Annotated in this window: 21 protein-coding genes; 9 read left to right on the top strand and 12 right to left on the bottom strand. The window is 63.2% G+C overall.

Translation table 11 applies throughout. From position 1 onward, the window contains the following. Positions 1 to 164: 164 nt before the first annotated feature. The 10 genes from msbA to cysG all read right to left on the bottom strand — a co-directional run bounded on the left by msbA (position 165) and on the right by cysG (position 11766). A complete protein-coding gene (gene msbA / locus B0T39_RS18005; protein ID WP_081549007.1) occupies positions 165 to 1925 on the bottom strand; it encodes a lipid A export permease/ATP-binding protein MsbA in 1761 nt (586 codons plus the stop codon). Positions 1926 to 1977: 52 nt separating this feature from the next. After that, positions 1978 to 3081: a glycosyltransferase family 4 protein gene (locus B0T39_RS18000; RefSeq protein WP_081549005.1), complete on the bottom strand. Its 1104-nt coding sequence runs from the start codon at positions 3079 to 3081 to the stop codon at positions 1978 to 1980. Beyond that, on the bottom strand, positions 3074 to 4396 hold the full coding sequence (locus tag B0T39_RS17995) for an O-antigen ligase family protein (protein WP_176219598.1): 1323 nt from the start codon (positions 4394 to 4396) through the stop codon (positions 3074 to 3076). The genes B0T39_RS18000 and B0T39_RS17995 overlap by 8 nt, the downstream gene beginning before the upstream one ends. Beyond that, positions 4389 to 5510 (bottom strand): glycosyltransferase family 9 protein, encoded by a 1122-nt coding sequence (locus tag B0T39_RS17990; RefSeq protein WP_081549001.1) that lies wholly within the window; start codon positions 5508 to 5510, stop codon positions 4389 to 4391. The genes B0T39_RS17995 and B0T39_RS17990 overlap by 8 nt, the downstream gene beginning before the upstream one ends. Further along, positions 5507 to 6661 (bottom strand): glycosyltransferase family 4 protein, encoded by a 1155-nt coding sequence (locus B0T39_RS17985; RefSeq protein ID WP_081548999.1) that lies wholly within the window; start codon positions 6659 to 6661, stop codon positions 5507 to 5509. The genes B0T39_RS17990 and B0T39_RS17985 overlap by 4 nt, the downstream gene beginning before the upstream one ends. After that, on the bottom strand, positions 6658 to 7740 hold the full coding sequence (gene rfaQ / locus B0T39_RS17980) for a putative lipopolysaccharide heptosyltransferase III (RefSeq protein WP_081549056.1): 1083 nt from the start codon (positions 7738 to 7740) through the stop codon (positions 6658 to 6660). Before rfaQ ends, B0T39_RS17985 begins: the two co-directional genes overlap by 4 nt. A gap of 19 nt (positions 7741 to 7759) precedes the next feature. Then, entirely contained in the window at positions 7760 to 9499 is a 1740-nt protein-coding gene (gene ptsP / locus B0T39_RS17975; RefSeq protein ID WP_081548997.1) for a phosphoenolpyruvate--protein phosphotransferase, read from the bottom strand. Between the two features lie 22 nt (positions 9500 to 9521). After that, a complete protein-coding gene (locus B0T39_RS17970) occupies positions 9522 to 9791 on the bottom strand; it encodes an HPr family phosphocarrier protein (RefSeq protein WP_019100446.1) in 270 nt (89 codons plus the stop codon). Beyond that, positions 9778 to 10173 (bottom strand): PTS sugar transporter subunit IIA, encoded by a 396-nt coding sequence (locus B0T39_RS17965; RefSeq protein ID WP_240315001.1) that lies wholly within the window; start codon positions 10171 to 10173, stop codon positions 9778 to 9780. The genes B0T39_RS17970 and B0T39_RS17965 overlap by 14 nt, the downstream gene beginning before the upstream one ends. 201 nt (positions 10174 to 10374) lie before the next feature. Beyond that, on the bottom strand, positions 10375 to 11766 hold the full coding sequence (cysG, locus tag B0T39_RS17960) for a siroheme synthase CysG (protein ID WP_081548995.1): 1392 nt from the start codon (positions 11764 to 11766) through the stop codon (positions 10375 to 10377). 151 nt (positions 11767 to 11917) lie between these two features. Here cysG and B0T39_RS17955 point away from each other — a divergent pair, with 151 nt between their 5' ends. Continuing rightward, a complete protein-coding gene (locus tag B0T39_RS17955) occupies positions 11918 to 14182 on the top strand; it encodes a sensor domain-containing diguanylate cyclase (protein ID WP_141111293.1) in 2265 nt (754 codons plus the stop codon). A 26-nt stretch (positions 14183 to 14208) separates the two neighbouring features. Further along, positions 14209 to 15030 carry a DUF3025 domain-containing protein gene (locus B0T39_RS17950; protein WP_439896896.1) on the top strand — a complete coding sequence of 274 codons (822 nt, stop codon included), beginning with the start codon at positions 14209 to 14211 and terminating at the stop codon, positions 15028 to 15030. Here the strand turns inward: B0T39_RS17950 and B0T39_RS17945 are convergent. Further along, entirely contained in the window at positions 14982 to 16184 is a 1203-nt protein-coding gene (locus B0T39_RS17945) for a YihY family inner membrane protein (RefSeq protein ID WP_081548991.1), read from the bottom strand. The genes B0T39_RS17950 and B0T39_RS17945 overlap by 49 nt on opposite strands. A 130-nt stretch (positions 16185 to 16314) precedes the next feature. On the opposite strand from B0T39_RS17945, the gene wrbA reads away from it, so the two are divergent. Then, positions 16315 to 16914: an NAD(P)H:quinone oxidoreductase gene (gene wrbA / locus B0T39_RS17940; RefSeq protein ID WP_081548989.1), complete on the top strand. Its 600-nt coding sequence runs from the start codon at positions 16315 to 16317 to the stop codon at positions 16912 to 16914. Here the strand turns inward: wrbA and B0T39_RS17935 are convergent. Continuing rightward, positions 16911 to 17690 carry an AraC family transcriptional regulator gene (locus B0T39_RS17935; RefSeq protein ID WP_081548987.1) on the bottom strand — a complete coding sequence of 260 codons (780 nt, stop codon included), beginning with the start codon at positions 17688 to 17690 and terminating at the stop codon, positions 16911 to 16913. The two genes, wrbA and B0T39_RS17935, sit on opposite strands and share 4 nt — an antisense overlap. Positions 17691 to 17791: 101 nt before the next feature. Between B0T39_RS17935 and B0T39_RS17930 the strand changes: the two genes are divergently transcribed. From B0T39_RS17930 to B0T39_RS17905, 6 genes are all read left to right on the top strand, one after another. After that, on the top strand, positions 17792 to 18985 hold the full coding sequence (locus tag B0T39_RS17930) for an MFS transporter (RefSeq protein ID WP_081549052.1): 1194 nt from the start codon (positions 17792 to 17794) through the stop codon (positions 18983 to 18985). Between the two features lie 114 nt (positions 18986 to 19099). After that, positions 19100 to 20959 carry an asparagine synthase (glutamine-hydrolyzing) gene (gene asnB, locus B0T39_RS17925; protein ID WP_081548985.1) on the top strand — a complete coding sequence of 620 codons (1860 nt, stop codon included), beginning with the start codon at positions 19100 to 19102 and terminating at the stop codon, positions 20957 to 20959. Positions 20960 to 21286: 327 nt separating this feature from the next. After that, entirely contained in the window at positions 21287 to 21829 is a 543-nt protein-coding gene (locus B0T39_RS17920; RefSeq protein WP_081548983.1) for an iron transporter, read from the top strand. Between the two features lie 125 nt (positions 21830 to 21954). Next, positions 21955 to 22290 carry a cupredoxin domain-containing protein gene (locus tag B0T39_RS17915; protein ID WP_081548981.1) on the top strand — a complete coding sequence of 112 codons (336 nt, stop codon included), beginning with the start codon at positions 21955 to 21957 and terminating at the stop codon, positions 22288 to 22290. Positions 22291 to 22358: 68 nt separating this feature from the next. After that, the gene (locus tag B0T39_RS17910) at positions 22359 to 23183 is read left to right on the top strand and encodes an FTR1 family iron permease (RefSeq protein WP_081548979.1); all 825 of its coding nucleotides are present in this window, start codon (positions 22359 to 22361) and stop codon (positions 23181 to 23183) included. After that, complete coding sequence (locus B0T39_RS17905; protein ID WP_081548977.1) at positions 23180 to 24628, top strand: 4Fe-4S binding protein; 1449 nt, start codon at positions 23180 to 23182, stop codon at positions 24626 to 24628. The genes B0T39_RS17910 and B0T39_RS17905 overlap by 4 nt, the downstream gene beginning before the upstream one ends. Positions 24629 to 24645 lie beyond the last annotated feature (17 nt).

Raw genomic sequence — 24645 nt, 5'->3', positions numbered from 1 at the left:
GTTGAAAACGTCCTCGAAATGCTCATGTACCGTATGATCATTCCGCTTTCTCAGCCGTTTTCGGCTTAGCTCGCGAGATCGTAAACACGTTCCGAGTCCTCGATGCAATCAAGCCGGCCATGGCCTCCGCCCTGGCCGGCTTGATTTCATCTCCGCGCCCGCGCTCATTCCGCTGCGGCGTCCTCGTCCTTGAACTGCAGGCTATGCAGCTTGGCGTAGAGCCCTCCTCGCGCGAGCAACTGCGCGTGCGAGCCTTCTTCGGCAATCTCTCCCTGATGCATCACCACGATGCGATCGGCGTTTTCTATCGTCGACAGACGATGGGCGATCACGATGGTAGTACGATTCTTCATCAGGTTTTCCAGCGCGCTCTGCACCAACCTCTCCGACTGGGTGTCCAGAGCCGAGGTCGCCTCGTCCAGAATCAACAAGGGCGCGTTCTTCAACAAGGCGCGGGCAATCGCCAAGCGCTGGCGCTGCCCACCGGACAGACGCACACCGTTTTCACCAATCAGAGTGTCAAAACCGTCCGGCATCGCCTCAATGAACTCCAGCGCATTGGCCGCGCGCGCCGCCTCCACCACCGCTTCGCGGCTGTGCGACGCTTCACCGTAGGCGATATTGGCCGCCACGCTGTCGTTGAACAGCACCACGTCCTGACTGACCATGGCGATGTGCCGGCGCAGATCGCTCAGGGGCATATCCTGCAAGCGAACATCATCCAAACGAATCTCGCCGCCGTCCGGATCGTAAAATCGCGGTATCAGGCTGACCAAGGTGGTTTTTCCGCTGCCGGACGAACCCACCAAGGCTATGGTCTCGCCAGGCTGAGCCTGCAAATTAATATCCCTCAGCACCTGCCGCTCCGCCGCCGGATAGCCGAAACTCACTCCCGATAGCTGCAATTTTCCGCGGGTGCGCGGCAAGGCGGTTCTGCCGTGATCGGGCTCTTCCGGCAAGTCGAGAAAATCGAAGACCGACTCCGCCGCCGCCAAGCCCCGCTGCATGGCCTGGGCAATGCCGGTAATGCGCTTGACCGGCGCGAACAGCAACATCATCGCCGTCAAAAAGGACATGAAATCGCCTGCGGTGAAAGCCCCGTCCTGGGCGCGCAGCGTGGCGAAATACAGGATGGCGGCCAAAGCGCAAGCGATCATCAGCTGAGTGACGCCGGTGTTGGCGGATGTCGCCGCGCTCTGCTTGACCGCGTTGCGGCGGATCGCCGCCGCCGCTTGGCGAAAACGCTCGCTCTCGCGCGCCTCGCCGCCATAGACCTTGATCACGCGTTGACAATTGATGCCCTCGCCCAACACCTGGGTCAACAAGGCCATATTCTGCTGGTTCTCGCGTGATAGATTGCGCAGCCGCTTGCCCACTATTCGCATGCAGAAAGACACCACCGGCAACACCAGCAGACAGATCAGAGTCAGCTGCCAGTCGATATACAACAGCCAAGCCAGCAGACTGATCGCGGTGACACCGTCCTTGACCGTGACCGTAATCACGCTGAAGCCGGCCTCAGTCACCTGGTTGACGTCGTAGGAGATCCGCGACACCAGTCTTCCCGACTGATTGTCGGCGTAGTACTGCACTGGCAGACGCAGCATCTTGGCGAACATCTGTTCGCGCAGCGTCTGCACCAGGTGTCCAGTCAACCAGCTGGAAGTGTATTCATTGATGAAGCTGGTGACGCCGCGCACCGCGAACACGCCGATGATGGCCAAGGGCACCCAGGCGATCGCATGCGGATCGCGGTTGACAAAGCCGTTGTCGATCAAGGGCTTCATCAGGCGGGCGAAGGCCGGCTCGGTCAAGGCCGCCACCGTCATCGACACCAGCGAGATCAGGAAGACCTTCCAGTAACGGCCCAAATATCCCAGCAAACGGCGATAAATCGCCCAGTTGCTTTGCAAAGAATTCTTCATTCGTTTCTATCATCCAACGCCCGCGCCCACGGGGCGGTCATAAGTCAGAGCATCAAATCCCCGGAGCGTTCAAGCCGCTGAGTTCCAGGATACCCCGAAGGTTTTGTTCCGGCGCAAAGCGCGAACGCACATCGGCGCGCCCGGCTTGGGCCCAGATTTTCATCATTGCCGGCTGGCTCAGCGCCAGATCAATCGCCGAAGCCCAGGCGGGAGCGTCTCCCGGCGGCGCCAACATGCCGGTTTCGCCATGACTCATGGTCTCAGGGATGCCGCCGGTGTCGCTGGCGATCACCGGCACGCCCAGACCCAGCGCCTCGATCTGCGACATGCCCAAGGGCTCGTAGCTGGACGGCATCAATACCAGGTCGGCGCGCTCCAGCAAGGCGGCCACCGGGCTCACCACCCCAGCCAACAACACTCTATCCTGCAAACCCAACTGCCGCGCCAGCCCGGCGATCGCCTGCTGCTCCGGCCCTTCTCCGGCAATCAGATAACGCACGTCCGGCCACTTGTCTCTCAGCAAGTCCAAGGCCGCCAACACCGTCCTATGCCCTTTTTCCCCGCGCAACATCGCCGCTTGCACCAGCAAAGGTCCGGAGGAACGGGACAGCCACAGCTCCAACTCTGGCGGCAAGGGCAGCGCGGCGGCCTGATCCAAAGCGTCGAAATCGATGCCGGGATAGACCACGTGCAGCTTTTCGGGACGGATTGCCGGATTCTCCAGCAAACAGCGCTTCAGATAAGCGCTGGGCAACATGGTCGCGTCCATCAGCTGGTTATAGCTCCAGGCCGAAGCCTGGCCAGGCTGATAAGTGCGCGAGCGCAGCAGAAAGGGCCGGCAGCGACCCATCAGCCGCGCGGCAATAGCCAGATTATTACTGTCGTGACCGCTGTGGCAAATGGCCAGCCGCGGACGATGACGGCGCATCCAGGCGCTTAAGCCCAAAATCGATGGCATGTGGAGGCTGTTTCGAAAACGCAGCGGCAAGACTTCCAGCCCGCGCTGGCACGCCACCTCCATCACCCTCGTCTGCGGCCTACAGGCCAGCACCGGGCGAAAGCCACGCTCACCCAGCAGGCGCATCTGCTGCATCAGCTGCAGTTCCTGTCCGCCGACATTGGGAGAGGACTCGGTGAACAGCACCCAATCACGCATGCGCGGCGCCTTTCTCACGCTGTCTCAGCTCCGCCAACAGGGCGGCGGCGGTGAACAGGAAGATATGCAGCATATGATCCTTGTTCACGCTTTCCAGCAACATGCGTCCAAGAAAACCGCAAGTCACCAGCATCAACACCAGCCCCAACGTATCGCGCCTCAGACGGAAGGCCCGATAACCGGTCCAGATCAGCACGCCGCAAAACGCCAGCCATAGCGCGATGCCGCCCACGCCCAAACCCACGCCCAGATCAATGAAACCGCTGTGGCTGTGACCGACCTGATTGGGATGGCCCGTCGCCGTTAGCGCATTGGTGAACGCATTGCGGCTATAGCCATAGCCCATGGGCTTGGCCGCGATAAGGTCCAGGCCGCTATGAATCCAAGCGACCCTTTCATAGGCGGAACCATCCACATCCATGCCATTTGACAATTTGGGCTGAGGCTCCATCCGCAACCAGGCTTTAGTATCGGCATAATGCCAACCCGCAGTGGCCGACTCAAAGAATATCTGATTGCGGCTATCTTGCCGCACAGTGTAAATCGTAATGCTAGTGGCACCGACCAGGACTAGTGCCCCAATAGCCAGAGCTTTGCCCCAACCAATCTTGACACCTTCAAATACTGTATAAACAAGCAACATCGACAGCATCAGGTAAACAAGGCCAATCATGCCATTACGTGCCCCGGCCTTTAGGCTGACAAACAGAATCAAGGCAGCGGCACAACTCAGTCCCCAACTAGGAATATGCGTGATCTTTCGTCTAGCACCTCGCCCCAGGCAATAAGCCGCCACGATAAACGCCAACACGAAATTCATAAAGAAGGTGAATTCAAGCTTGGTAGCCGTGGTAAACGCCTCCATATACGGCCACAAGCCCGTAGTCAGATAGACGAAAGCGCCATGGGCAAACTCGACCAAGGCCAATACGCAACCGGCAGTGATGACCAAATCCGAAATCGTCCAGCGCCGAGGGGGGCGGAACAAAGCCAAGCCAGCCACAAACCACAAGCCCCCGATCAATAGCTGGCTGCGGAATTCGCTGACGGAGGCTTCCGGCCACATCGAAAGCAATAGGGTGTGAAGCAAGGCGTATAGTAAGAACGCGCCCATGGCCGTCAACGGCCGGCCTTGCTCGCGCCAGCCGCTTTTGAGGTCGGCATAGTTTTTCGCCACCAGAACCAGCATCAACAACAAGATCACATAACGCAACGCGATCGTGTGGGACACATTTGCCAAGGTCAGAAACAACAAGGACAGGCCGATAGCCAAGCGGCCATGCCAGCGCGGCTCAATACTCAGATGATCATTCATGCAGAAGTTTTTCCAAGGTCTCGGCCACCAGCCCGACAGGTATCGCAGCCATACATTGCGCCTGGCGGCATTCGCCGGCCTGATCGCCAAATTTTCTAAAACAACGCAAGGCCCAATCGACATCGCGATAATGCACGCTGCGCTGATTGCGGCAAGGAAACCACGCAGGGCCGACGCCAACGCAGGTAAAGCCGGAGAAAAAACGGCTCGCGCCGAACAAGGTCTCGCTACCCGGCCCGAACAGCATTAGCAAGGGCGCGCCCGCCACTTTGGCCAGATGCGCGATGCCGGTGTCCGGGCATACGCAGGCTCTGGCACGGCTCAAAACATCACGCAATTGCACCAGGCTCAGCGTGCCGGCCATGACGATATCGTCCGGCCCCACCTCGATGGCCGATAGCAAATGCTGCTCCCCGGGCCCGCACGACCACACTACCGCGCACCGGCAAGCCCGCGCTGTGGCGGCGACCTGCTCCCAGCTGGATGCAGGCCAAAAGCGGGTTGCCGAACTCGCGCCGACGTGCAGCACGACGAAACGTGCCGGTAAGGACGGCAACCCTTCTGCAGCCGTCGGCCAATCCTGCAAACGAAACAGCCGGGGCTCGGGCCCATCGATCAAACGGGAGGCGGTGTCGGTCCAGGCTTCCGGCTGCCCGGCGTACGGCACCGCCTCGTCCAACAGCCAGTTTTTATAAAGCGGCGTTTCCCCGGCAAAGCCCACTATCCAGCGAGCACCCATCGCGCGCGCCAGGAAACTCAGCCTGTTTTCACCCATCAGGTAGGCGATATCGAAACGCGCCTCGGCGAACAAGCGCCGAATCGAGGCGAAGTCGCGCGGCTGCCAGGGCAGCGGCCGAATGCCGTACGGCCGCGACGCATACAGCGGCGCTTGTCCCGGCGGACAGGCCAACACGATCTCCGCCTTGGGAAAACGCTCGCGCGCCTTGGCCAGCAAGCTGGTCGCCATCAAGGCGTCGCCCAGCAGAAACTGATGCAGGATCAATACCCGGCGCGTGCGCTCGGGATCCGGCTTGCGGCGCAGCCATTGCCAGGGCAGCCTCAGCAACAGCGCCGTGAAAATCAGCAAACGCCCGGGAAAACGTCCCGGCCTCATTCTCCGGCCCCGCCTTCGCCGTCGCCAAGCGACAGCTCCCGGTACAAGGCCAGCATCTGCGCCACCATCGTGCCCTCGCTCAAACCCGCCACCCGCGCGCGCGCAAGCTCGCCGCTGCGCGGCCAGTCCGCGCGCGCGGCCAGCCAGGCCGCCACATTGTCTTGCCAGGCGGCGGCGTCTCCCGCCGCGGCCAACCAGCCGGTGACGCCCGGCTCCAGCAGCTCCGCGCCGCCGCAACGCGTGCTGGTCAGCACCGGCAAACCGCAGGCCATCGCCTCGATCACCACCGACCCAAACGGCTCGTAAAGCGTCGGCAGGATGAAGCCGTCCGCCAGTCCGTAATGGCTGCGCACATCGCGCTGCGGACCGGTGAAGTGCGTCCGCTCGGACAGGCCCAGCCGGGCCGCCAGCCGCTGATAGCGCACCAGCTTCTTGTCTCCGCCCACCACCACCAGATGCACGGCGGCGTGCGGCGCGACGGCGCGCAGCGCCTGCGCCACGCCCTTGCGCTCAAAACCGGACCCCACATAGACCAACACCGGCGCCTTCGACGGAATGCCGTAGCGCTCGCGCAACGACTCCCGCTGCTCGCGCGCTGCCGCCGGATTGAAAAAGTTACTGTCCACGCCGTTGTGGATCACTACGCAACGCCTCGGGTCCACGCCGAAACGGCCCACCACGTCGTCGCGCACCAAGGCCGAATTACAGATCACCGCCCGCAATGCCGGATGCCGGAACATCGCTCGTTCGGTGCGCAACATGTAATGGTGGTAAGGGTTACAGAAGGTGGCCAAGCGCCGCCACCAGGACGCGCCCTCCAGCCGCGCGTCCAGCCAAGCGGCGTGCACGCCGTCGCCGGCGCGAAACACATGGCAGCCGGGAATACGCTCGTGCGATTGCACCAGATCGGCGCCGGCCTGCGTCCATGCGGCGCGCGCCGCGCTGGCAAAACTCCAATCGCGCCAAACGCTGCCCAGATAAAACGGCTTGACCCCCACCGTTTCCACGCCCGGCAGGCTCTCCCAATTGCGGCTGATCAATAGCGGACGGAACTCCCCGCCGGTCTGCAATTGCTTGACGATAGCGCTGACGATGCGTTCCGCGCCGCCCGCCGGATTGTACTTCTGCCGGATAATCGCCAGCCGCTTCATGCGCTTTCCTTCAAGACCGCGTCCACCGCCGCCAGCACCGTGTCCACACTGATGCGTTGCAGACATTCGCTTTGCCAGCCTCCGCCGCAACCGGCGTTGCCGCAGGGGCGACAGGCCATAGGCTTCGACACCACCCGGTTCGGCACCTGCCACGGACCCCATTCAATATCCCCAGACGGGCCGAACAAGGCGACGCAAGGCGTCTTCATCGCCGAGGCGATATGCATGGGCACCGAGTCCACGCCGATGTACAAGCGCGCCTGGTCTATTGCCGCCGCCAACTCCTTCAAGCTCAGCGCGCCGGCCAGGCTGGCCACCGGCCGTTCCAGCCGCGCTTCGATGTCGGCGATCATCGCCATTTCTTCCGCGCCCGGCGCGGCCGACAAGACCAGTTGTTCGCCGCGCGCGCTCAAGGCGTCGATCAAGGCGCTCATTTTCTCCGCCGGCCAGCTCTTGAACGACCAGCGCGAGGTCGGGTGCACCAGGATGTAAGCGCCGGGCCGCAAACCGCGCTCGGCCAGCTTGGCCGCCAGCGTGGCCTCGGCGTTGTGCCCCGGCACCAACACTAGCTCGCGCTGGCTTGCGTCCGGATACACGCCGATGCGCCTCAGAGCGTCCAAATGGATCTCAATAGTGTGGCGGCGATTGCCCGGCACCTGCAGATAGCGGTGGGTGAAACTCTTTTTGAAGAAGCGGCCGTAAGGGCCCTGCGGGCCCACAGACCAGCGCGGCGCAAGCAGGCGCGCCAGCCAAGCCCCGCGATTATGCTCGGTCAGCGTGATCACAAGATCGTAACCGCGGGCGCGCAAACGGCTCAGCAAACCCAGCTCAGCGCGGCACTGGCCCAGCGGCCCCAATTTTTTCCAATTGCGATCTATGGTGTGCAGTTGCGCAATAGCCGGGTGAAGACTCAGCATTTCCCGGGTGTCATGGTAGACCAGCGCATCGATCTCCAGATGCGGTGCCTGCTGTTGCAGCGCGGAAAACAGCGGAGAAGTCAGCAGCACGTCGCCGTGGTGGCGCAGCTTGATGACCAGCACCCGCCGCACGGCGTTCAGGTCGATGGGATCGTTCAGCATAAGAAAGGAAAAAGCCGGATCAGACACCCGGCTCGGCATTCAATTGTTGCAAAAGATCGGCGATTTTATCAGGGTCTTCGCTTCTAAGCATGCGCGCCGTAATCGGCGCGATCTGATCCAGGTGAGTATTGAGCACCTGTTGCTTGACCGCCAGCAGGTTGGCCGGATGCATGGAGAACTTGCGCAGACCCATGCCCAGCAGCAAACGCGTCAGTCTGGCGTCGCCGGCCATCTCGCCGCACACCGACACCGGCACCCCGCCCTTGATGCCGGCCTTGATGGTGTGCAGGATCAACTTCAACACCGCCGGATGGATAGGGTCGTACAAATGGCTGACCGAATCGTCGTTGCGGTCGATCGCCAGCGTGTACTGGATCAAATCGTTGGTCCCCACCGATAGGAAGTCGATATGTTTGAGAAAGCTGCCCACCACCAGCGCCGCCGACGGGATTTCTATCATCGCGCCCACTTCGATCTCTTCCGAATAGGCGACCTTCTCCTCGCGCAGCTCCTGCTTGGCGTATTCGAATTGCGCCAACGCCTGTTTCAGTTCCGGCAGCGAATTCACCATCGGAAACAAGACCTTGATCTTGCCGTGCACCGAGGCGCGCAGCAGCGCTCGCAATTGCTCGCGGAACATCAGCGGCTCGGCCAGGCATAGACGGATGCCGGTCAGGCCTAGCGCCGGATTGTCCGCCACCGCGTGGTTCAGCCATTTCGGGTTCTTGTCCGCGCCCAGATCCATGGTGCGGATGGTCACCGGCAAACCCTTCATGGTTTCCGCCACATGCCGGTAGGCCTCGTACTGCTCGTCCTCGTCCGGCAAAGTGTCGCGGCCCAGAAACAGGAATTCGCTGCGGAACAAGCCCACGCCCACCGCGCCGGACTTGCGCACGTCTTCCACGTCCTGCGGCAGCTCGATATTGGCCAGCAATTCGATCGCGGTGCCGTCCTGTGTCTTGGCGTTGGACTTGCGGATAGACGACAGCTTGCGCCGGGCGTCGCGCCAGGCGCGCAGCCGGCGGCGGTACTCCGCCAGCACCAAATCGTCAGGATTGATGATCACCACGCCTTGCAGGCCATCGACGATGATCAGTTCGTCTTCGCGGATCAGCTCTCGCGAATGATGCAAGGCGATCACGGACGGCAGGTCTAGGCTCCGTCCCAGAATCGCGGTATGCGAGGTGGCGCCGCCGACATCAGTGACGAAGGCGGCGAAATTGGAGTCCTTGAAATAAACCATGTCGGCCGGCGACAGATCGTGCGCCACCAGAATGTGGTCGTCGACCAGATCTTCCGGCGCCGGCAGTTGCGGCACGTCGCCGTCCAGGTTCTTGAAGATGCGCTCCACCACTTGCAGCACATCGTTCTTGCGTTCGCGCAGATAGTCTTCCTCGATCGCGTCGAACTGCTCGACCAAGGACTCGCATTGCAGCTTCAACGCCCACTCGGCGTTGCAACGCTGTTTTTCAATGATTTCGCGCGGCTCGCGCGAGATGGTGACGTCGCCCAACAGCATGATGTGCAAAGACAGGAAGGCGCCCAGCTCCGCCGGCGCGTTCTCTGGAATGCTGCCCCACAACATTTCCAGCTCTTTGCGAGTGTCGCGGATGGCTTCATCGAAGCGCGCCAATTCCGCCGGGACTTCCTCGTCTTCCAGCAGATAGTGCGCGACATCGTCCATGCTGCGCGAAATCAAATGGGCACGGCCAATGGCAATGCCGCCGCCTATGGCCACCCCGTGCAGGATGATGCTCATCGTCCCGTCCTCAGGCTCCGGCTTATTCGGCTTCGTCGAATCGGTTGTTGATCAGGGCCACCAGAGCGTCCAACGCCACTTGCTCATCCTCCCCGCTCACCTCCAGCTCCACGGTCGCTCCCTTGGCCGCCGCCAGCATCATCACGCCCATGATGCTCTTGCCGTTGACACGGCGATTGTTGCGCGCAATGAAGATATCGCTTTTGTAGCGGCTGGCCAGTTGAGTGAACTTGCTGGAGGCGCGGGCATGCAAGCCGAGCTTGTTGATGATTTCCACTTCAATTCGCAGCATTGCCTTCCCCCGGAATAATATAAAGCACGCCCTCCAGGCCGCCGGTGATCGCCTTGCTCACAACGATTTCCAACGGCTGGCTGCTATAGCACAAGGCTCGGACCACCATGGGCAGACTCGCCCCGGCCACCGCCTCCACTCGCCCCGGCCGAATCAGCCGGCTGGCGATATTGGACGGCGTGCCGCCATACATATCGGTCAGGATCACCACCCCGTCGCCCGCGTCCAGCCTGTCCACCAGCAACTGGGCTTCGGCTTGCTTGCTTTCCGGGTCATCGGTCTTGTCGACCGCCATCAATGCCAGATTTTCCGGCTCTCGGCCCAGGATATGCCTGGCGCAATCCGCCAGACTGCGCCCCAAGTCGCCATGCGCGATTATCAATACACCTACCATGCCAGATTCTTCATGTTGGCAGCGTCGTCGGCGCGGGGCCGGAACGCTGAAGCAAAAAGGTTGATCAACACGTCAGTCCGCCATTGTATCAGCAGTATTCCGCCAGAGGCGGCCGGCGTCAGCTTTAAACCGCGGCCTTCCGCCTTGTATAGCGCGCTTTTCTCGGCCAGCGCAACGGTAAAACAAACGTCAACAGACCCGGGTCCGATACCAGCCCAGTTTGTCCGCCAATCCCACCACCTCGCCGACAATGATCAAGGCGGGCGAAGCGATATGATGCTTGGACATCAGTTCCGGCAGATCCCGCAGCGTGCCCGCTACCGTTCGCTGCCGCTCGGTGGTCGCCCACTCCACCGCGGCGGCCGGCGTCGTCGCCGGCTTGCCGTGCTCGATGAAAGCGTGGCACAGCTCCTGGGCTGTGGACACGCCCATGTAGACTACTACGGTCTGAGCCGGCCGCGTCAACGCGGGCCAGTCAAGCTGAATGCTGCCGTCCTGCTTATGGCCGGTAACAAAGGTCACCGACTGCGCGTAATCTCGATGGGTCAGCGGGATGCCTGCGTACGCCGCCGCCCCGCTGGCGGAGGTAATGCCGGGCACCACTTCGAAGGCGACGCCGTGCGCCGCCAGCGTCTCGATCTCCTCGCCGCCGCGGCCGAAGGTGAACGGATCGCCGCCCTTAAGCCGCAATACCCGCTTGCCTTGTTGCGCCAGTTCTACCATCAAGAGATTGATGTCGCCTTGCGGCAACGCATGGTTGGCTCTGGCCTTGCCCACGTAAATGCGCTCGGCGTCGCGTCGAACCAGCTCCAGCAGCTCCGGCGCCACCAGATTGTCGTGCAAGACCACGTCGGCCTGCTGCATCAGTCGCAGCGCCCGGAAGGTCAACAAATCCGGATTACCCGGTCCCGCCCCCACCAGATAGACCGCGCCCTGCGCCGTCTGCGCTCCGGCATCCTCCAGCCGTCGCTCCATCGCCTGCTCGGCGGCGGCCTCGTCGCCGTTGATCACCGCCTCGGCCAACGGCCCCTCCAGCACCGACTCCCAGAACGCCCGACGGCGCTCAACGTCGGGAATGCCGGCCTTGACCCGATCGCGGAAATCGGCGGCAAAACGTGCCAACCGCCCAAACCCGCTAGGAATCAGGCTTTCCAGCCGGCCGCGGATCAAGCGCGCCAGCACCGGCACCCCGCCTCCGGTCGACACGGCGATCACCAAGGGAGAACGATCGACAATGGCCGGAGTGATATAGCTGGACAGCTCAGGGTCGTCCACCACATTGACGGGAATATTCAAGGCCTGACAGGACACGGAAACTTGGCGGTTGACCTCGCGCTCATTAGTGGCGGCCACCACCAGACGCCGGCCGCTCAGCTGGGCCGGCTCGAAACAGGCGCACAAATGCGTCAGTTGGCCCTGCCTCGCCATCTCGGCCAACTCAGGCGTCAACGCCGGCGCCGCCACCGTCAGTTCCGCGCCGGCGGACAGCAAAAGCCGCGCTTTGCGCAGCGCCACCTCGCCGCCGCCCACCAGCAAACAGGATGCGCCTTGCAATTTAAGGAAGATCGGGAAGTAATCCATTTGGCCAGCTCCGCAACAATGTTTGCAGCATACTGCATTTGTTGCATAAAAACGACGCTGGCGAATGCTATCAATATTACGAAAAGCGCCCTGTTTTGCGCCTGATGCCATCATTGCAGCTTTGCGCGCCGTCGCGCCTCCGGAGAACCGCTTGAACCCAGCCTTACGCCGCCGGGCCAGTCCGCACCGTCGACTGTTCGCCGCCGCGGGCTCGCTGTGCCTGTTCGGGGCCGACTACGCGCAAGCCGCGACGCCGGACTGGCTCGCCGGCTGGCCACTTCTCGTCCCCTTGCTGGCGCTGCTGGGCCTGCCGCCATGGCGAGGCCGACGACAGCTGGCCACGCTCAGCCGGCAGGTCCGGGACAGCCGACAGCCGCTGGCGCTGGCCGACGCCGCCGGTCGCCTCCTCGCCGTCTCGGACTACGCGCCGGTGCCCGTGCGCCAAGACGGCGGTCTGACCGGTTACGGCTTCAGCCGGCACGACCTCGCGCTGCTGCTGGACCCGAGCCACCCCGGCCATCGCGACGGCCTGCTGGCGGCCCATGCCGATTTGCTGGCCTTTCCCCTGCCCTGCCCGCTCCCCGGCCATCTTTTGTTGCGCCTACAAACACAGCCCTCTGCCCACGGCCCCGGCGGCGAACTGGGAGACTGGCGCTTAGTGCTGCAGGACGCGCGGCTGGGTCTGCTGGAGTTCGACCTGGCCGGCCAAGCGGTGCGCGGCGCACCTCAAACGCTGCACGCCCTGTTGGGTTTGCCGGTGGACGCCGAGCGCATGGCTTTTTCACGCTGGCTGGAGCTGCTTCATCCGGAAGACCGCTCGCTGTTCACCGCCCTGCTAAGCCACCCGGAGCAAAGACAAGAAAGCGCCTGCGGCATGGAATTCCGCGTGCGTCACGCTCACGGTCATTGGGAATGGCTGGAGCAACGCACCCAGTTTCACAAAGACGAAGTGGGCCGCATCAGCCATATCCACGCGCTGTGCCAGATTGTCACCGCGCGCAAGCTGGCCGAGTCCGCGATGCTGCGCCGGGAACAGGAATTCCGCACCCTGGTGGAAAACTCGGAAGACGTCATCGCCCGTTACGATCTGGAGCTGCGCTGCCAATTCATCAACCGCAGCGTCAGCCGCTATTCGACGCTGACCCGCGAGGAACACCTCGGCCGCAGCGTCCACGACAAAGCCTGGCCCGAAGCCGCGCGCGCGCGTTTTGCCGAGGAGTGTGAGCGATTGATCTCCGGCGGCGAGGCTCGCTGCTTCGAACTGGAACTGAGCCTTAGCGCCCGGCGCTTCATTTTCGAGGTGAGGCTGTTCCCCGAATTCGGCCTGGGCGGCGAGCTGCGCAGCATTCTGGCGGTGGAGCGCGAAATCACCCACAGCCGCCAGAGCGAACGTCTGCTGGCGGAAGAAAACGCGGTAATGGAGATGATCGCCGGCAATACGCCGCTGCAAGACACGCTGAATCAGATCTGCCGGATGATGGAGTCGCAGTTGAATCGCGGCGTCTGCTCCATCATGCTGCTGGACGCCACAGGAGAAACCTTGCGGCTGGCGGCCGGCCAAAGCCTGCCGCCCGGCTATCGCAAACTGCTGGAGCAAGTGCCGGTGGGTCCGGAGGCCGGCTCCTGCGGCACCGCCGTCCACCGCAAAAGCCTGGTCATCGTCGACGACATCGCCAATAGCCCGCTTTGGGCCGGCTACCGCGAACTGGTGGCCCCCTTCGGCCTGAGCGCCTGCTGGTCGACGCCCATTTTCTCCAGCGACCGCCGACTGCTCGGCGCTTTCGCCATCTACCACCCTGACCCGCGCCAACCCGAGCCGGAAGAACTGCAGTTGGCGCAGCGCAGCACGCATCTGATCGCCATCGCGCTGCAACGCGACGCCCACGAGAAAAAACTCTATCAGCTCGCCACCCTGGACGAACTGACCGGTCTGTGCAACCGCCGCCAGTTCATCGCGTTGTCCAGCCGCGAGATCGAGCGCAACCGACGTTATCAATTGTCCTTGACGGTGCTGATGATGGATCTGGACCACTTCAAGAACATCAACGATCGATACGGCCATGCCAAGGGCGACGAGGTGATCGTCCATTTTGCCCAAAGCTGCCGCAATGTGCTGCGCAGCACCGACATCTGCGGCCGCCTGGGCGGCGAGGAGTTCGCCGCGGTACTGCCTGACACGCGGATGGAAGACGCGCTGCTGGCGGCGGAACGCCTGCGCCGCATCGTCGCAGAGGCGCGCCTGCCGGGCGGTGAGGCAGGCTCTCTACAATACACGGTCAGCATAGGCGTCGCCGTGCTGCGCGCCGACGAGACTGAAATCGACGAAGTACTGGGCCGGGCGGACAAGCAGCTGTACCAGGCCAAGCACAACGGACGCAACTGCATCAGCGGCGAGGAATTACTGCTATTGCGCTAAAATGCCGGCTTGAATCTCTTTCCAAGATGTCCACCGTGAGCGCCTGGCAAACCGACTATCTCTCCCACCCGCTATATCTGCCCGTACGCGACGCCGCCGAGCTGATCGCTCCTGCTTCCTGGCCGGAGCAGGCGGACTACGACCTGCTGCTGCAGCGCTACCGGCGACAACGCCCACACGCGCTGCCGCCCGCGCTGCGCTTTGCCTGCGATCTAGAGCCGGAAGCCTATTACGAGATGCACATCGGCCATACCGGAGAGATTCCCACCCGCAGCGGCAATTGGCACGACTGGTTCAACGCCTTGGCCTGGCTGGCCTGGCCGCTGAGCAAACAGGCGCTGAACCGCCGCCACCTGCGCGCCATCGCCCGCGGAGAGGCCAAGCGCGGCCCCCTGCGCGACGCGGCCACGCTATTGGACGAATGCGGCGTCATCGTCGCCGTCGCCGACCCGGCTTTCAGCCGGATGCTGGACAATATGGAATGGCAGCGCCTGTTTCTGGAACATCGCCAAGATTGGGACCGTCGCATCGGCGTCCACGCCATCGGTCACGCGCTGTTCGAAGTCGGCCTGCGGCCGCATATCGGCTGGTGCGGCAAGGCGCTGCCGCTGGCGGTGCCGGCGGAATTCTTTACTTGGGAAGAGGCGCGCCGTCTGGCGCACTTGGACGAGGCGCTGGCGCGGCGGCTGGACGACGACGGCTTCTTGCCGGCCCCCCGCTCGCTGTGGCCGCTGCCGCTGCTAGGCATTCCCGGCTGGTGGCCGGACAACGAAGATCCGGCCTTCTACGCCAACCGCGATTATTTCCGGCCGACGCGGCGGGCGAAATCCTCCAGCGTCACCGACTGAAGCTCGGCCGTCATCGGCCCCAACAGGGTTTCCACGCCGGCGCCGACATCGTCGTCGCGGTAGTTGTCGCTGCGATAAACGAACAGTTCGAACAGCTCCACCATGCAGATGGCCGACAACTTCTTGCCCAGCACCCAGCCGTCGCGCTGGCTTTTCTGAACAAAACCGCGGGAGCTCAACATATCCAGCACCCAGCCCAGTTCGTCGTAGCCCACCTTCACCTGACTGCGCAACTTCACCGGGCTCAGCAGTTCCCCGCGGTTCTGCGCCTCGTCCAACAGCAGCAACACCTCCACCGCGTCGAGAAAACGCCGCCGAGGCTCAAAGCGCCGCCGCCAGGCGTCGCCTTCCCAATAGGACAGCGATGCCGTGAACACCGCGCCGCTCAGCACCACCATCCACAGGCAATACACCCACAACAGGAAAATCGGAATGCTGGCGAAAGCCCCGTACACCAATTGATAATTAGCCACCTGACCGATGTAGAAGCCGAACAAGGCGCGCGTGGCCTCCAACAAGATCGCGGTCAGCAAGGCGCCGATGCTGGCGTGCTTGATCGGCACGAAGCGGTTGGGCACGATGCGGTACAACAGCGACAGCACCAGAGCGGTCAGCAAGATGGATCCGCCGGCCTCCACCATATTGGCCAACACCGGCAACGCGTGGTCAAACTTGCTGATCTTGAACAGGCTGCGCCAGGCCAGCAGGCTGCCGCCCAACACCAGCGGCCCCAGCGTCAGCACCGTCCAGTACACCATGCTCTGCTGCAATAACGGCCGCCCGCGACGCACGCCCCAAATCGCGTTGAAAGTGCGGTCTATGGTGGACATCAGCATCAGCGCGGTGACGCCCAGCATCACGATGCCGGCGGCGGTCAGCTTCTCCGCGTTGTCGGCGAACTGACGCATATAGACGGTGATCACCTTGCCGGCGAATTCCGGCACCAGCGTGGACAGCAGCATGATCTTGAAACGGGTGCTCAGGTCCGAGAACACTGGAAACGCGGAAATCACCGTCAAGGCGATGGTGAACAAGGGCACCAGCGCCAACAGCGTGGTGAAGGTCAGGCTGCCGGACACTTGCGCGACGCGATGGCTGCCCATGCGCCGGGCAAGAAAGCGCGCGAAGCCCAGATACGGTTCGATTCGACTCATTTGCATCCCGGCAAAATAATGGCAAAGCGCGGATCAGGCAAGCCGTAAAGAGTTGCTTTATCATGCACCCGCTTGCGCGGCGGCGCGCGACCTATCGTTTTTGATCCCATACAAGGAAGGCCCCAAACCCATGCAAGACCTCCTGGTGCTCTACTACAGCCAGCACGGCGCCACCCGCGAACTGGCCCGGCTGATCGCCCGCGGCATCGAGAGCGTGCCCGGCTGCCAGGCCCGGCTGCGCACTGTGCCCAAGGTGTCCGCGGTCTGCGAAGCGACCGAGGCCGCCGTCCCCGAGGCCGGCGCGCCCTATGTCGAGGCCACGGATCTCGTTGAATGCATCGGCCTGGCGCTGGGCAGCCCCACCCGCTTCGGCAATATGGCGGCGGCGGTGAAATACTTTCTGGACGGCACCAGCCCGGAATGGATGCAGGGCGCGTTGGCCGGCAAACCCGCCTGCGTGTTCACCAGCAGCGCCTCGTTGCACGGCGGCCAGGAATCCACCCTGCTGACCATGATGGTGCCCTTGCTGCACCACGGCATGCTGATGGTGGGCCTGCCCTACACGGAAACCGCGCTGACCCGGACCAGCACCGGCGGCACGCCCTATGGCGTCAGCCATGTCGCCGGCGTGCGCAACGAACAAGCCATCAGCGACGACGAAAAACAACTGGCGCTGGCGCAGGGGCGCCGGCTGGCGGAGATTGCGCTGAAACTGGCCGCCCCGGTTTAAAGCTGCGGTGCGTCGAAGAAGGCGCTCGGCGACGCGCCCAGCTCGCGCTTGAACATTGTCGCGAAGGCGCTGGGACTGGCGTAGCCCAGGTCCAGCGCCACCTCCAGCACGCTGGCGCCGCGCGCCAGACGTTCCAAGGCCGCAATCAGCCGCGCCTGACGTCGCCACTGCCCGAAGCTCAGCCCGGTCTCGCGCTGAAAACGGCGCTGCAGAGTGCGCGGGTCCATCGCCGCCTGCGCCGCCCACTCGACGACGCCTCGCGCATCGCCGGGGTGGCTGAGCAACTGCCTACAGAGTTGATCCAGCGCCGCCGACGCCGGCTGCGGCAAGGACAAAGCCAGGCTGGGCAGGCTGCGGATCTCGTCCAGAATCAAACGCATCACCCGTTCCGCCCGGCTGTCCGGCGGGTAAGGCACCGCGACGCCGGTCGCGGCCTGGATCAGCTCGCGCAGCAAGGGCGACACCGCCAGCACACAGCACTCCGCCGGCAGGCCGGCCAAGGCGTCGCCGCGCACATACACCGTGCGCATCCGCACCCGGCTCAGCATGTTCACCTGATGCCAGGTGGCGATGGGCAGCCAGATGCCGCGCGTCGGCGGCACGATCCATCGGCCCTGATCGGTGGTGACCATCATCACGCCTTCCACCGCGTACAACAGCTGTGCCGTGGGGTGAGCGTGGCGCGGCGAAACGCCGCCTGCCGGGTAATCACGCGCCTTGCCAACCACCGGGGCCGCGCCGCCGTCATAGTCATGCAAATGGTCGAAGTCCGCCACAATGCCTCTTTTGCAAAGATAACTGCCTTATTTTGGCAGGACGGACGCTATTTTGCTCGCTAGTATGACATTCATCCACTAGCTGAATGATTCTCAAGCCCATGACCACCGCCGCCGCCGCGCCAGATCAAGACAGCACCCGTTTCCGCGTGCTGGGCGCCATCAGCTTCTCCCATTTTCTCAACGACATGCTGCAATCGCTGCTGCTGGCGATCTATCCGCTGCTTAAAGGCAATTACCAGCTCAGCTTTGCTGAAATCGGCCTGATGACCTTGACCTACCAATGCACCGCCTCGCTGCTGCAGCCGCTGGTGGGGCTCTACACCGACAAGAAACCGATGCCGTACTCATTGGTGCTGGGCATGGGCGCCACGCTGTGCGGCCTGTTGTTGCTGTCCAGCGCCGGCAGCTTCCCCCTGCTGCTGCTGGCCGCGGCGCTGGTGGGCACCGGCTCCTCGGTATTTCACCCGGAATCGTCGCGAGTGGCCCGCATGGCCTCCGGCGGCCGCCCCGGCCTGGCCCAATCCATCTTCCAGGTCGGCGGCAACGCCGGCAGCGCCAGCGGCCCGCTGCTGGCGGCGCTGATCGTCATCCCCCTAGGCCAGGGCAGCATCGCCTGGTTCGGCCTGGCCGCTCTGCTGGCGATGGCGGTGCTGTTCAAGATCGGCCAGTGGTACAGCCATCAGCAGCGCAAGGCCAAAGCCGCCGCCGCCACTACGCCGCCGCCGCTGTCGCCAGCGCGCGTGAAGCTGACGCTGTTCGCCTTGCTGGTGCTGCTGTTCTCCAAATACTTCTACACCGCCAGCATCACCAGCTACTTCACCTTCTATCTGATTCAGCATTTCGGCCTGGGCGTGCAAGCCGCGCAGCTGCATTTGTTCCTGTTCCTGCTCGCGGTCGCACTGGGCACCATCTTCGGCGGCCCGATCGGCGACGCCATCGGTCGCAAGCGAGTGATCTGGTTCTCCATCCTCGGCATCGCGCCGCTGACCCTGCTGCTGCCCTACGTCAATCTGTTCTGGACCAGCGTGCTGTCGCTGGGCATAGGCTTTGTGCTGGCGTCCGCCTTCCCCGCCATCATTATTTACGCGCAGGAACTGTTGCCTGGCCGGGTGGGCATGGTGTCCGGCCTGTTCTATGGATTCGCCTTCGGCATCGGCGGCATCGGCGCCGCGGTGCTGGGCCAGTTGGCCGACAGCCGCGGCATCGAATTCGTCTATCAGCTATGCGCCTTCCTGCCGCTGCTGGGCCTAGTGGCTGCACTGCTGCCGGATCTGCGCGGCGACAAGGTTTGACACTGGCGCAGCCCAGCCCGGATACTTCCGCCATTCAATTTTTCCAACGCGCCTGCGGCGCCGTCTGAGCGCTCGGCGGCTTGCCGGGCGCGTTGCCCATTCGGACAGAAAATCATGTGTGGAATCGCCGGCTTTTTCTCGCAACGCCCCGCCGCCGCGGCCACCGCCCAGGCCATGCTGACTGAGCTGGGCCGGCGCGGCCCCGACGCGGCCAATCAATTATTGCTGAACGCCGACTGGCAGCCGGCGGCGGACGGCGACATCCACAACGCGCTGCTGCACGCGCGGCTGTCCATCATCGACCCGCGGCCCATCGCCAACCAGCCGATGGTCAGCGACGATGGCCAGGTCTGGATCTGCTACAACGGCGAAGTCTATGACTGGGACGCCGACAAGGCCGAGTTGGAGGCCGGCGGCGCGCGTTTCGCCACTCACTCCGACACCGAGTTCATCTTGCGCGGCTATCAGGCCTGGGGCATTGAAACTCTGTTGCAGCGGCTGCGCGGCATGTTCGCCTTCGCCATCCTGGATTTGAAACAGCGCAAGGTGCATCTGGCTCGCGACCGCATGGGCGAGAAACCGCTGGTCTATTCGCTGCTGGACGGCAACTTCGCCTTCGGCTCGCTGGTACGCTCGGTGCTGCCCTTCCTGCCGCCGCGGCAGCGCGACTTTTCCGCCGACGCCATCGACGCCTATCTGGCGCATCGCTACATCCCGGCGCCCGCCACCCTGTTCAGCCACATACAGCGCCTGGAAAACGGCCACCGGCTGGAGTTTGATCTGGACACCCGCTCGCTGCGCAAACTGCGCTACTGGCAACCGGCCAAGGACGACGGCGACTGGCTTCAAGAACTGGACCGCGCGGTGGCGATGCGTACCGTCGCCGACCGCCCGCTGGGCGTGCTCTTGTCCGGCGGCATAGACTCCACCGTGATCGCCAGCCGGCTGGCCACGCAGCAACTGACGCAATTCAGCAGTTTCACCGCCGCCTTCCCCGGATCCAAGCTGGACGAAGCCGCCGACGCCGCCGATTCCGCGCAACGGATGGGCTTGGCCAATCTGGCGGTGCAGATGCCGGACAATCTGGCGGCCGACTTCGAACGCATCGTCGCCGACCTCGATCAACCCTTCGCCGATCCGTCCAGCTTCCCCACGTGGTACCTTGCGCGCGAAGTCAGCCGCCACGTCAAAGTGGTGCTTTTGGGCGACGGCGGCGATGAGCTGCTGGCCGGCTACAAGCGCGTCAACAAACATCTGCGTACTCGCTGGCGCAGCCTGATCAAACTGCCGCTGACGATCAAGCCCTCGCTGGACGGCAAAGGCGCCGGCAAACTCGCCACCGAGTTGGCGATGAGCTGGCAAGACGCCTATTCGCTGCGCTTTTCCGGCTTCACCCCCGGCCAACGCCTGTTCCTGCAAAACAACCGGCCGCTCTCGCGGCTCTGCCACTGGCGCGCGCCGGACGACATCGGCCCGCCGCCTGCCAATGCGCCGGCCGGCCTGCATCATTTGCTGGCCATAGACTTCGCCAACTATCTGCCGGACTACATTCTGCAAAAGTCCGACCTGTGCACCATGGCCCACGGCCTGGAGGGCAGAGCCCCGCTGGTGGATCATCGCTTCTACCAGGCTTTGCTGGCGGTGGACGGCAAGCAGCGCTTCACCCAGCCGGCCAAGCTGATCTTCCGCCGCGCCGTTCATCCGGCGCTGCCGGCGGACTTCTTCCAGCGCAAGAAGCGCGGCTTCAATCCCCCGCTGTCCGGCTGGTTGAAAACCAGCCTGGCCCCGCGCATGGACGGCCTGGGCAAACGTCTGGCTCAGCTCAGCCGCGGCCAGCTCGACGCCGCCGCGGTGGACGCCTTCGCCGCAGCCTACCGAAACGGGGCCGAGCATCTGGCCGAGCAGATGCTGCAGTTGCTGATTTTGGATGAAAGCCTGGGGCAGCTAAGCCTGCTGGCGGCCCAAAACGAATAATCCGTCCAAAGACTGGCGAACAAGAGCTAGGCAAGAGGCAGCCCGCAGGGAAAGCAACATGTGCAAACGACGCATAAGCATTGCGGAGCAGGTTTCAAAGGCATTTTCAATCTAGCGGGCCGACGCGGCGCATGCCATTCCTATGGCCAGCGCCGCTCGGCGTCGCATCTGCTACATTCGACAACACATTTTCGTTTGAAAATGATAATGATTAGCATTAGTATTTTTAGGCAGGCCAAGCAAACCAAAAATAAACGCTTATCCGCCCGGCCGGCGTCCTTCGCCGCCAAGCAGTGCTCTATTCAATTGAAACCAAAAGGAAACAATATGCGTCGCTTTGTCCAACTGGCTATCGCCACCGCTGTACTGACCGCTTCCGCCGCCGCCATGGCCAAGGAATACCCGATCGGCAAGCCGGCCCTGAAGAACGGCATGGAGATCGGCGCGGTCTACCTGCAGCCGACCAAGATGGAACCGGAAGGCATGATGCGCAAGGCGGAGGCATCCGACATCCATCTGGAGGCCGACATCCACGCCACCAAGAATAATCCCAACGGCTTCGAAGAAGGCGCATGGATGCCCTATCTGGTGGTTAAGTACGAACTGAGCAAGGTGGGCGGCAAGGAAGTGCTCAAGGGCGACCTGATGCCGATGGTGGCCAACGACGGCCCGCACTACGGCGACAACATCAAGCTGCAAGGCCCGGGCAAGTACAAGCTGAAATACACCATCCTGCCGCCGTCGGCCAATCAACACGCCCACTTCGGCCGCCACATCGACAAGGAAACCGGCGTGGGCCCGTGGTTCAAGCCTTTCGAACTCAACTATGAGTTTACTTATGCCGGCATCGGCAAAAAAGGCGGCTATTAATCCCCTTGTTCTTGCAAAAACAGGATTAATGCGAATGAGAATGTAAACGCCAGTCATTCTCATGCGTTAAAATAAGACAGCGCATGCCCCCGCCTGCGCTGTTTTTAATCCGGAGACCCTTTCCGATGAAGTTCGCACGCATGCTCCTGGCCGCCATCGCGGCCTGCCTAGTGTCGATGTCCGTCCTCGCCGACGAGATGCCGGTGTTCAAGCTGGTGATGAAGGACGGCGTATTCACGCCCGCCCGTCTGGTAGTGCCGGCCGGCAAGAAGTTCAAGGTTGAAGTGATCAACGCCGGCAAGACGCCCGCCGAATTTGAAAGCACGCCGCTGCGCAAGGAAAAGGTGCTGGGCCCCGGCGCGGAATCCTTCCTGGTATTCCAGCCGCTGTCTCCCGGCGAATACAAGTTTTTCGACGAATTTCATATGAAGACAGGCCAAGGCGTCATCGTCGCCAAGTAAACGCCGCCCAGCCGGAGGCGCTCCGCCGCCTCCCTAGCCGTTTACCGCCGTTAGCAGGAGCACACTACATGGGACAAGTTCTATTCATCGTTTGGCGCGAAAGCGTCGAGGCCTTGCTGGTCGTCGGCATTCTTAACGCCTGGATGAACCAGAATCCGGCCGGCGCCGCCGGCAAACGCTATTTATGGGCTGGCGTGGCGCTGGGCCTGCTCGCCGCCGTCGGCCTGGCAGTGGCCTTGTTCGCCGCCAGCAACCTGATGGCCGGCGCTCAAGACGTTTTCCAGATGGTGATGGTGTTCACCGCCGCCGCGCTGATCGTGCACATGGTGCTGTGGATGCGCGAGCATGGCCGCACGTTGAAGAAAGAACTGGAGGCCGGCCTGCGCGAAAACGCCAGCAACGCCAACTGGTGGGGCGTCACCCTGCTGGCCGCCATCGCCATCGCCCGCGAAGGCAGCGAAACCGTAGTCTTCCTCTACGGCATGTTGGCCGAGGCCGACGGCTCCACGCTGGCCAGCATGAGCTTTGCCGCCGTGATAGGCCTGGGTCTGGCTTTCCTGACCTTCTATCTATTGCAGCTAGGCGGCAAATATCTGTCCTGGCGCTTGTTCTTCCGCATCACCGAAATCATGCTGCTGCTATTGGGCGCCTCGCTCTTCCTGAGCGGCGTGGAGAAGCTGATCTCGATGGACATTCTGCCGGCGCTGATCGATCCGCTGTGGGACAGCTCCGCGCTGCTTGACGACATGAGCCCCGCCGGCGGCGTCATCGCCTCGCTCACCGGCTACCGCGCCCACCCTGCCCTGATGAGCCTGATCGCCTACGCGCTGTTCTGGGCGACGATCTGGGCGCTGTTCCAGTGGCGCAACCGCAAGCAGATGCTGACAGCATGAAATCCACCCGCCCGCCGCTTCCCCATTCCGCCGATGTCGCCGCGCGCGCCGGCGGTGCCTGTCGCCAGCCGACGGCCCAGGGTTTCATGGCCGCCGTCGGCTTGTGGCTGCGGGATCACGCCGGCCTGCTGCGCGCGCTGCAATGGGGCGTGGTGCTGGTCTACGCCGCACTGCTGATCGTGCCTGCCTGCCTCGACTTGCCGGAAGACAGCGCCCGAATCTGGAACAATCTAACCATCTTCGCCCAATTCGTGTTCTGGGGCATTTGGTGGCCCTTCGTGCTGTTGTCCATGGTGCTGTTCGGCCGGCTGTGGTGCGGCGTTCTCTGCCCGGAAGGCGCTTTGTCCGAGTGGGCGGCCAGAAAAGGCCTGGGGCGTCCTATCCCGCGCTGGATGCGCTGGGGCGGCTGGCCCTTCGTCGCCTTCGCGCTGACCACCATCTACGGCCAACTGGTCAGCGTCTACCAATACCCCAAGGCCGCGTTGCTGGTGCTGGGCGGATCCACCGTGGCCGCGGTGATCGTCGGCTTCATCTATACCCGCGGCAAACGCGCCTGGTGTCGCCACCTGTGCCCGGTCAACGGCGTGTTCGGCCTGCTGTCCAAGCTGGCGCCGATGTATTACCGCGTGGACGAGGCCGCCTGGAAAGCCTCGCAGCAAGGCAAAACCATCCCGATACAGGCGGTGGATTGCGCGCCGCTGCAACCGCTGCGCCATATGCAGGGCGGCAGCGGTTGCCATATGTGCGGCCGTTGCAGCGGCCATCGCGACGCCATCGAACTAAGCCTGCGCTCGCCCACTGAAGAAGTGGTCAAGGTCGCCGCCAAGGAGGCCGACGGCTGGCAAACCGCGTTGATTCTCTACGGCCTGCTGGGCGTGGCGATGGGCGCCTTCCACTGGACCATGAGCCCCTGGTTCGTGGCCATGAAACAGGCGGCGGCGGAATGGCTGGTGGACCATGACATCCTGTGGCCGCTGGACACCGAGGCGCCGTGGTGGCTGCTGACCCATTATCCGCAGCATAACGACGTATTTTCCTGGCTGGACGGCGCGGCGTTGATCAGCTACGTGCTGGCCACCGCGCTGGTGCTGGGCAGCGGCCTGTTGCTGTGCCTGGCCGCCGGCGTGCGCATTGCCGGCCCCTGGCGGATTCAGCGCCTGCACCACCTGGCCCAAAGCCTGATCCCGCTGGCCGGCTGCGGCGTGTTTCTTGGCCTGTCCGCGCTGACAGTGACGCTGTTGAAAGCGGAAGGGGTGCCGATGTTCTGGGCCAACGACGCGCGGCTAGCCTTGCTGGCCGGCGCCAATCTGTGGTCCTTGTGGCTGGGGCGCGCCATCCTCGCTCGCTGGAGCTCCGGCCTGCGCCAGGTGCTAGCTCTGATTCCCTTGCTGGCGGCGCTGGCTCTGGTGGACGCCGCCTGGGGCTTCATGTTCTGGTGGTGGTAGCCGTTAGGCTGGCAGCG

The sequence above is a fragment of the Chromobacterium haemolyticum genome, from assembly GCF_002081825.1.
GTDB lineage: Bacteria > Pseudomonadota > Gammaproteobacteria > Burkholderiales > Chromobacteriaceae > Chromobacterium > Chromobacterium fluminis.
The sequence above is the reverse complement of the archived record's forward strand: the minus strand, read 5'-3'. Positions and strand labels throughout refer to the sequence as shown.

What these genes read in the sequence shown, in the direction of transcription:
- msbA (WP_081549007.1), bottom strand. Translation starts at nt 1,925, where the DNA reads ATGAAGAATTCTTTGCAAAGCAACTGGGCGATTTATCGCCGTTTGCTG.
- B0T39_RS18000 (WP_081549005.1), bottom strand. Translation starts at nt 3,081, where the DNA reads ATGCGTGATTGGGTGCTGTTCACCGAGTCCTCTCCCAATGTCGGCGGA.
- B0T39_RS17995 (WP_176219598.1), bottom strand. Translation starts at nt 4,396, where the DNA reads ATGAATGATCATCTGAGTATTGAGCCGCGCTGGCATGGCCGCTTGGCT.
- B0T39_RS17990 (WP_081549001.1), bottom strand. Translation starts at nt 5,510, where the DNA reads ATGAGGCCGGGACGTTTTCCCGGGCGTTTGCTGATTTTCACGGCGCTG.
- B0T39_RS17985 (WP_081548999.1), bottom strand. Translation starts at nt 6,661, where the DNA reads ATGAAGCGGCTGGCGATTATCCGGCAGAAGTACAATCCGGCGGGCGGC.
- rfaQ (WP_081549056.1), bottom strand. Translation starts at nt 7,740, where the DNA reads ATGCTGAACGATCCCATCGACCTGAACGCCGTGCGGCGGGTGCTGGTC.
- ptsP (WP_081548997.1), bottom strand. Translation starts at nt 9,499, where the DNA reads ATGAGCATCATCCTGCACGGGGTGGCCATAGGCGGCGGCATTGCCATT.
- B0T39_RS17970 (WP_019100446.1), bottom strand. Translation starts at nt 9,791, where the DNA reads ATGCTGCGAATTGAAGTGGAAATCATCAACAAGCTCGGCTTGCATGCC.
- cysG (WP_081548995.1), bottom strand. Translation starts at nt 11,766, where the DNA reads ATGGATTACTTCCCGATCTTCCTTAAATTGCAAGGCGCATCCTGTTTG.
- B0T39_RS17950 (WP_439896896.1), top strand. Translation starts at nt 14,209, where the DNA reads ATGTCCACCGTGAGCGCCTGGCAAACCGACTATCTCTCCCACCCGCTA.
- B0T39_RS17945 (WP_081548991.1), bottom strand. Translation starts at nt 16,184, where the DNA reads ATGAGTCGAATCGAACCGTATCTGGGCTTCGCGCGCTTTCTTGCCCGG.
- wrbA (WP_081548989.1), top strand. Translation starts at nt 16,315, where the DNA reads ATGCAAGACCTCCTGGTGCTCTACTACAGCCAGCACGGCGCCACCCGC.
- B0T39_RS17930 (WP_081549052.1), top strand. Translation starts at nt 17,792, where the DNA reads ATGACCACCGCCGCCGCCGCGCCAGATCAAGACAGCACCCGTTTCCGC.
- asnB (WP_081548985.1), top strand. Translation starts at nt 19,100, where the DNA reads ATGTGTGGAATCGCCGGCTTTTTCTCGCAACGCCCCGCCGCCGCGGCC.
- B0T39_RS17920 (WP_081548983.1), top strand. Translation starts at nt 21,287, where the DNA reads ATGCGTCGCTTTGTCCAACTGGCTATCGCCACCGCTGTACTGACCGCT.
- B0T39_RS17915 (WP_081548981.1), top strand. Translation starts at nt 21,955, where the DNA reads ATGAAGTTCGCACGCATGCTCCTGGCCGCCATCGCGGCCTGCCTAGTG.
- B0T39_RS17910 (WP_081548979.1), top strand. Translation starts at nt 22,359, where the DNA reads ATGGGACAAGTTCTATTCATCGTTTGGCGCGAAAGCGTCGAGGCCTTG.
- B0T39_RS17905 (WP_081548977.1), top strand. Translation starts at nt 23,180, where the DNA reads ATGAAATCCACCCGCCCGCCGCTTCCCCATTCCGCCGATGTCGCCGCG.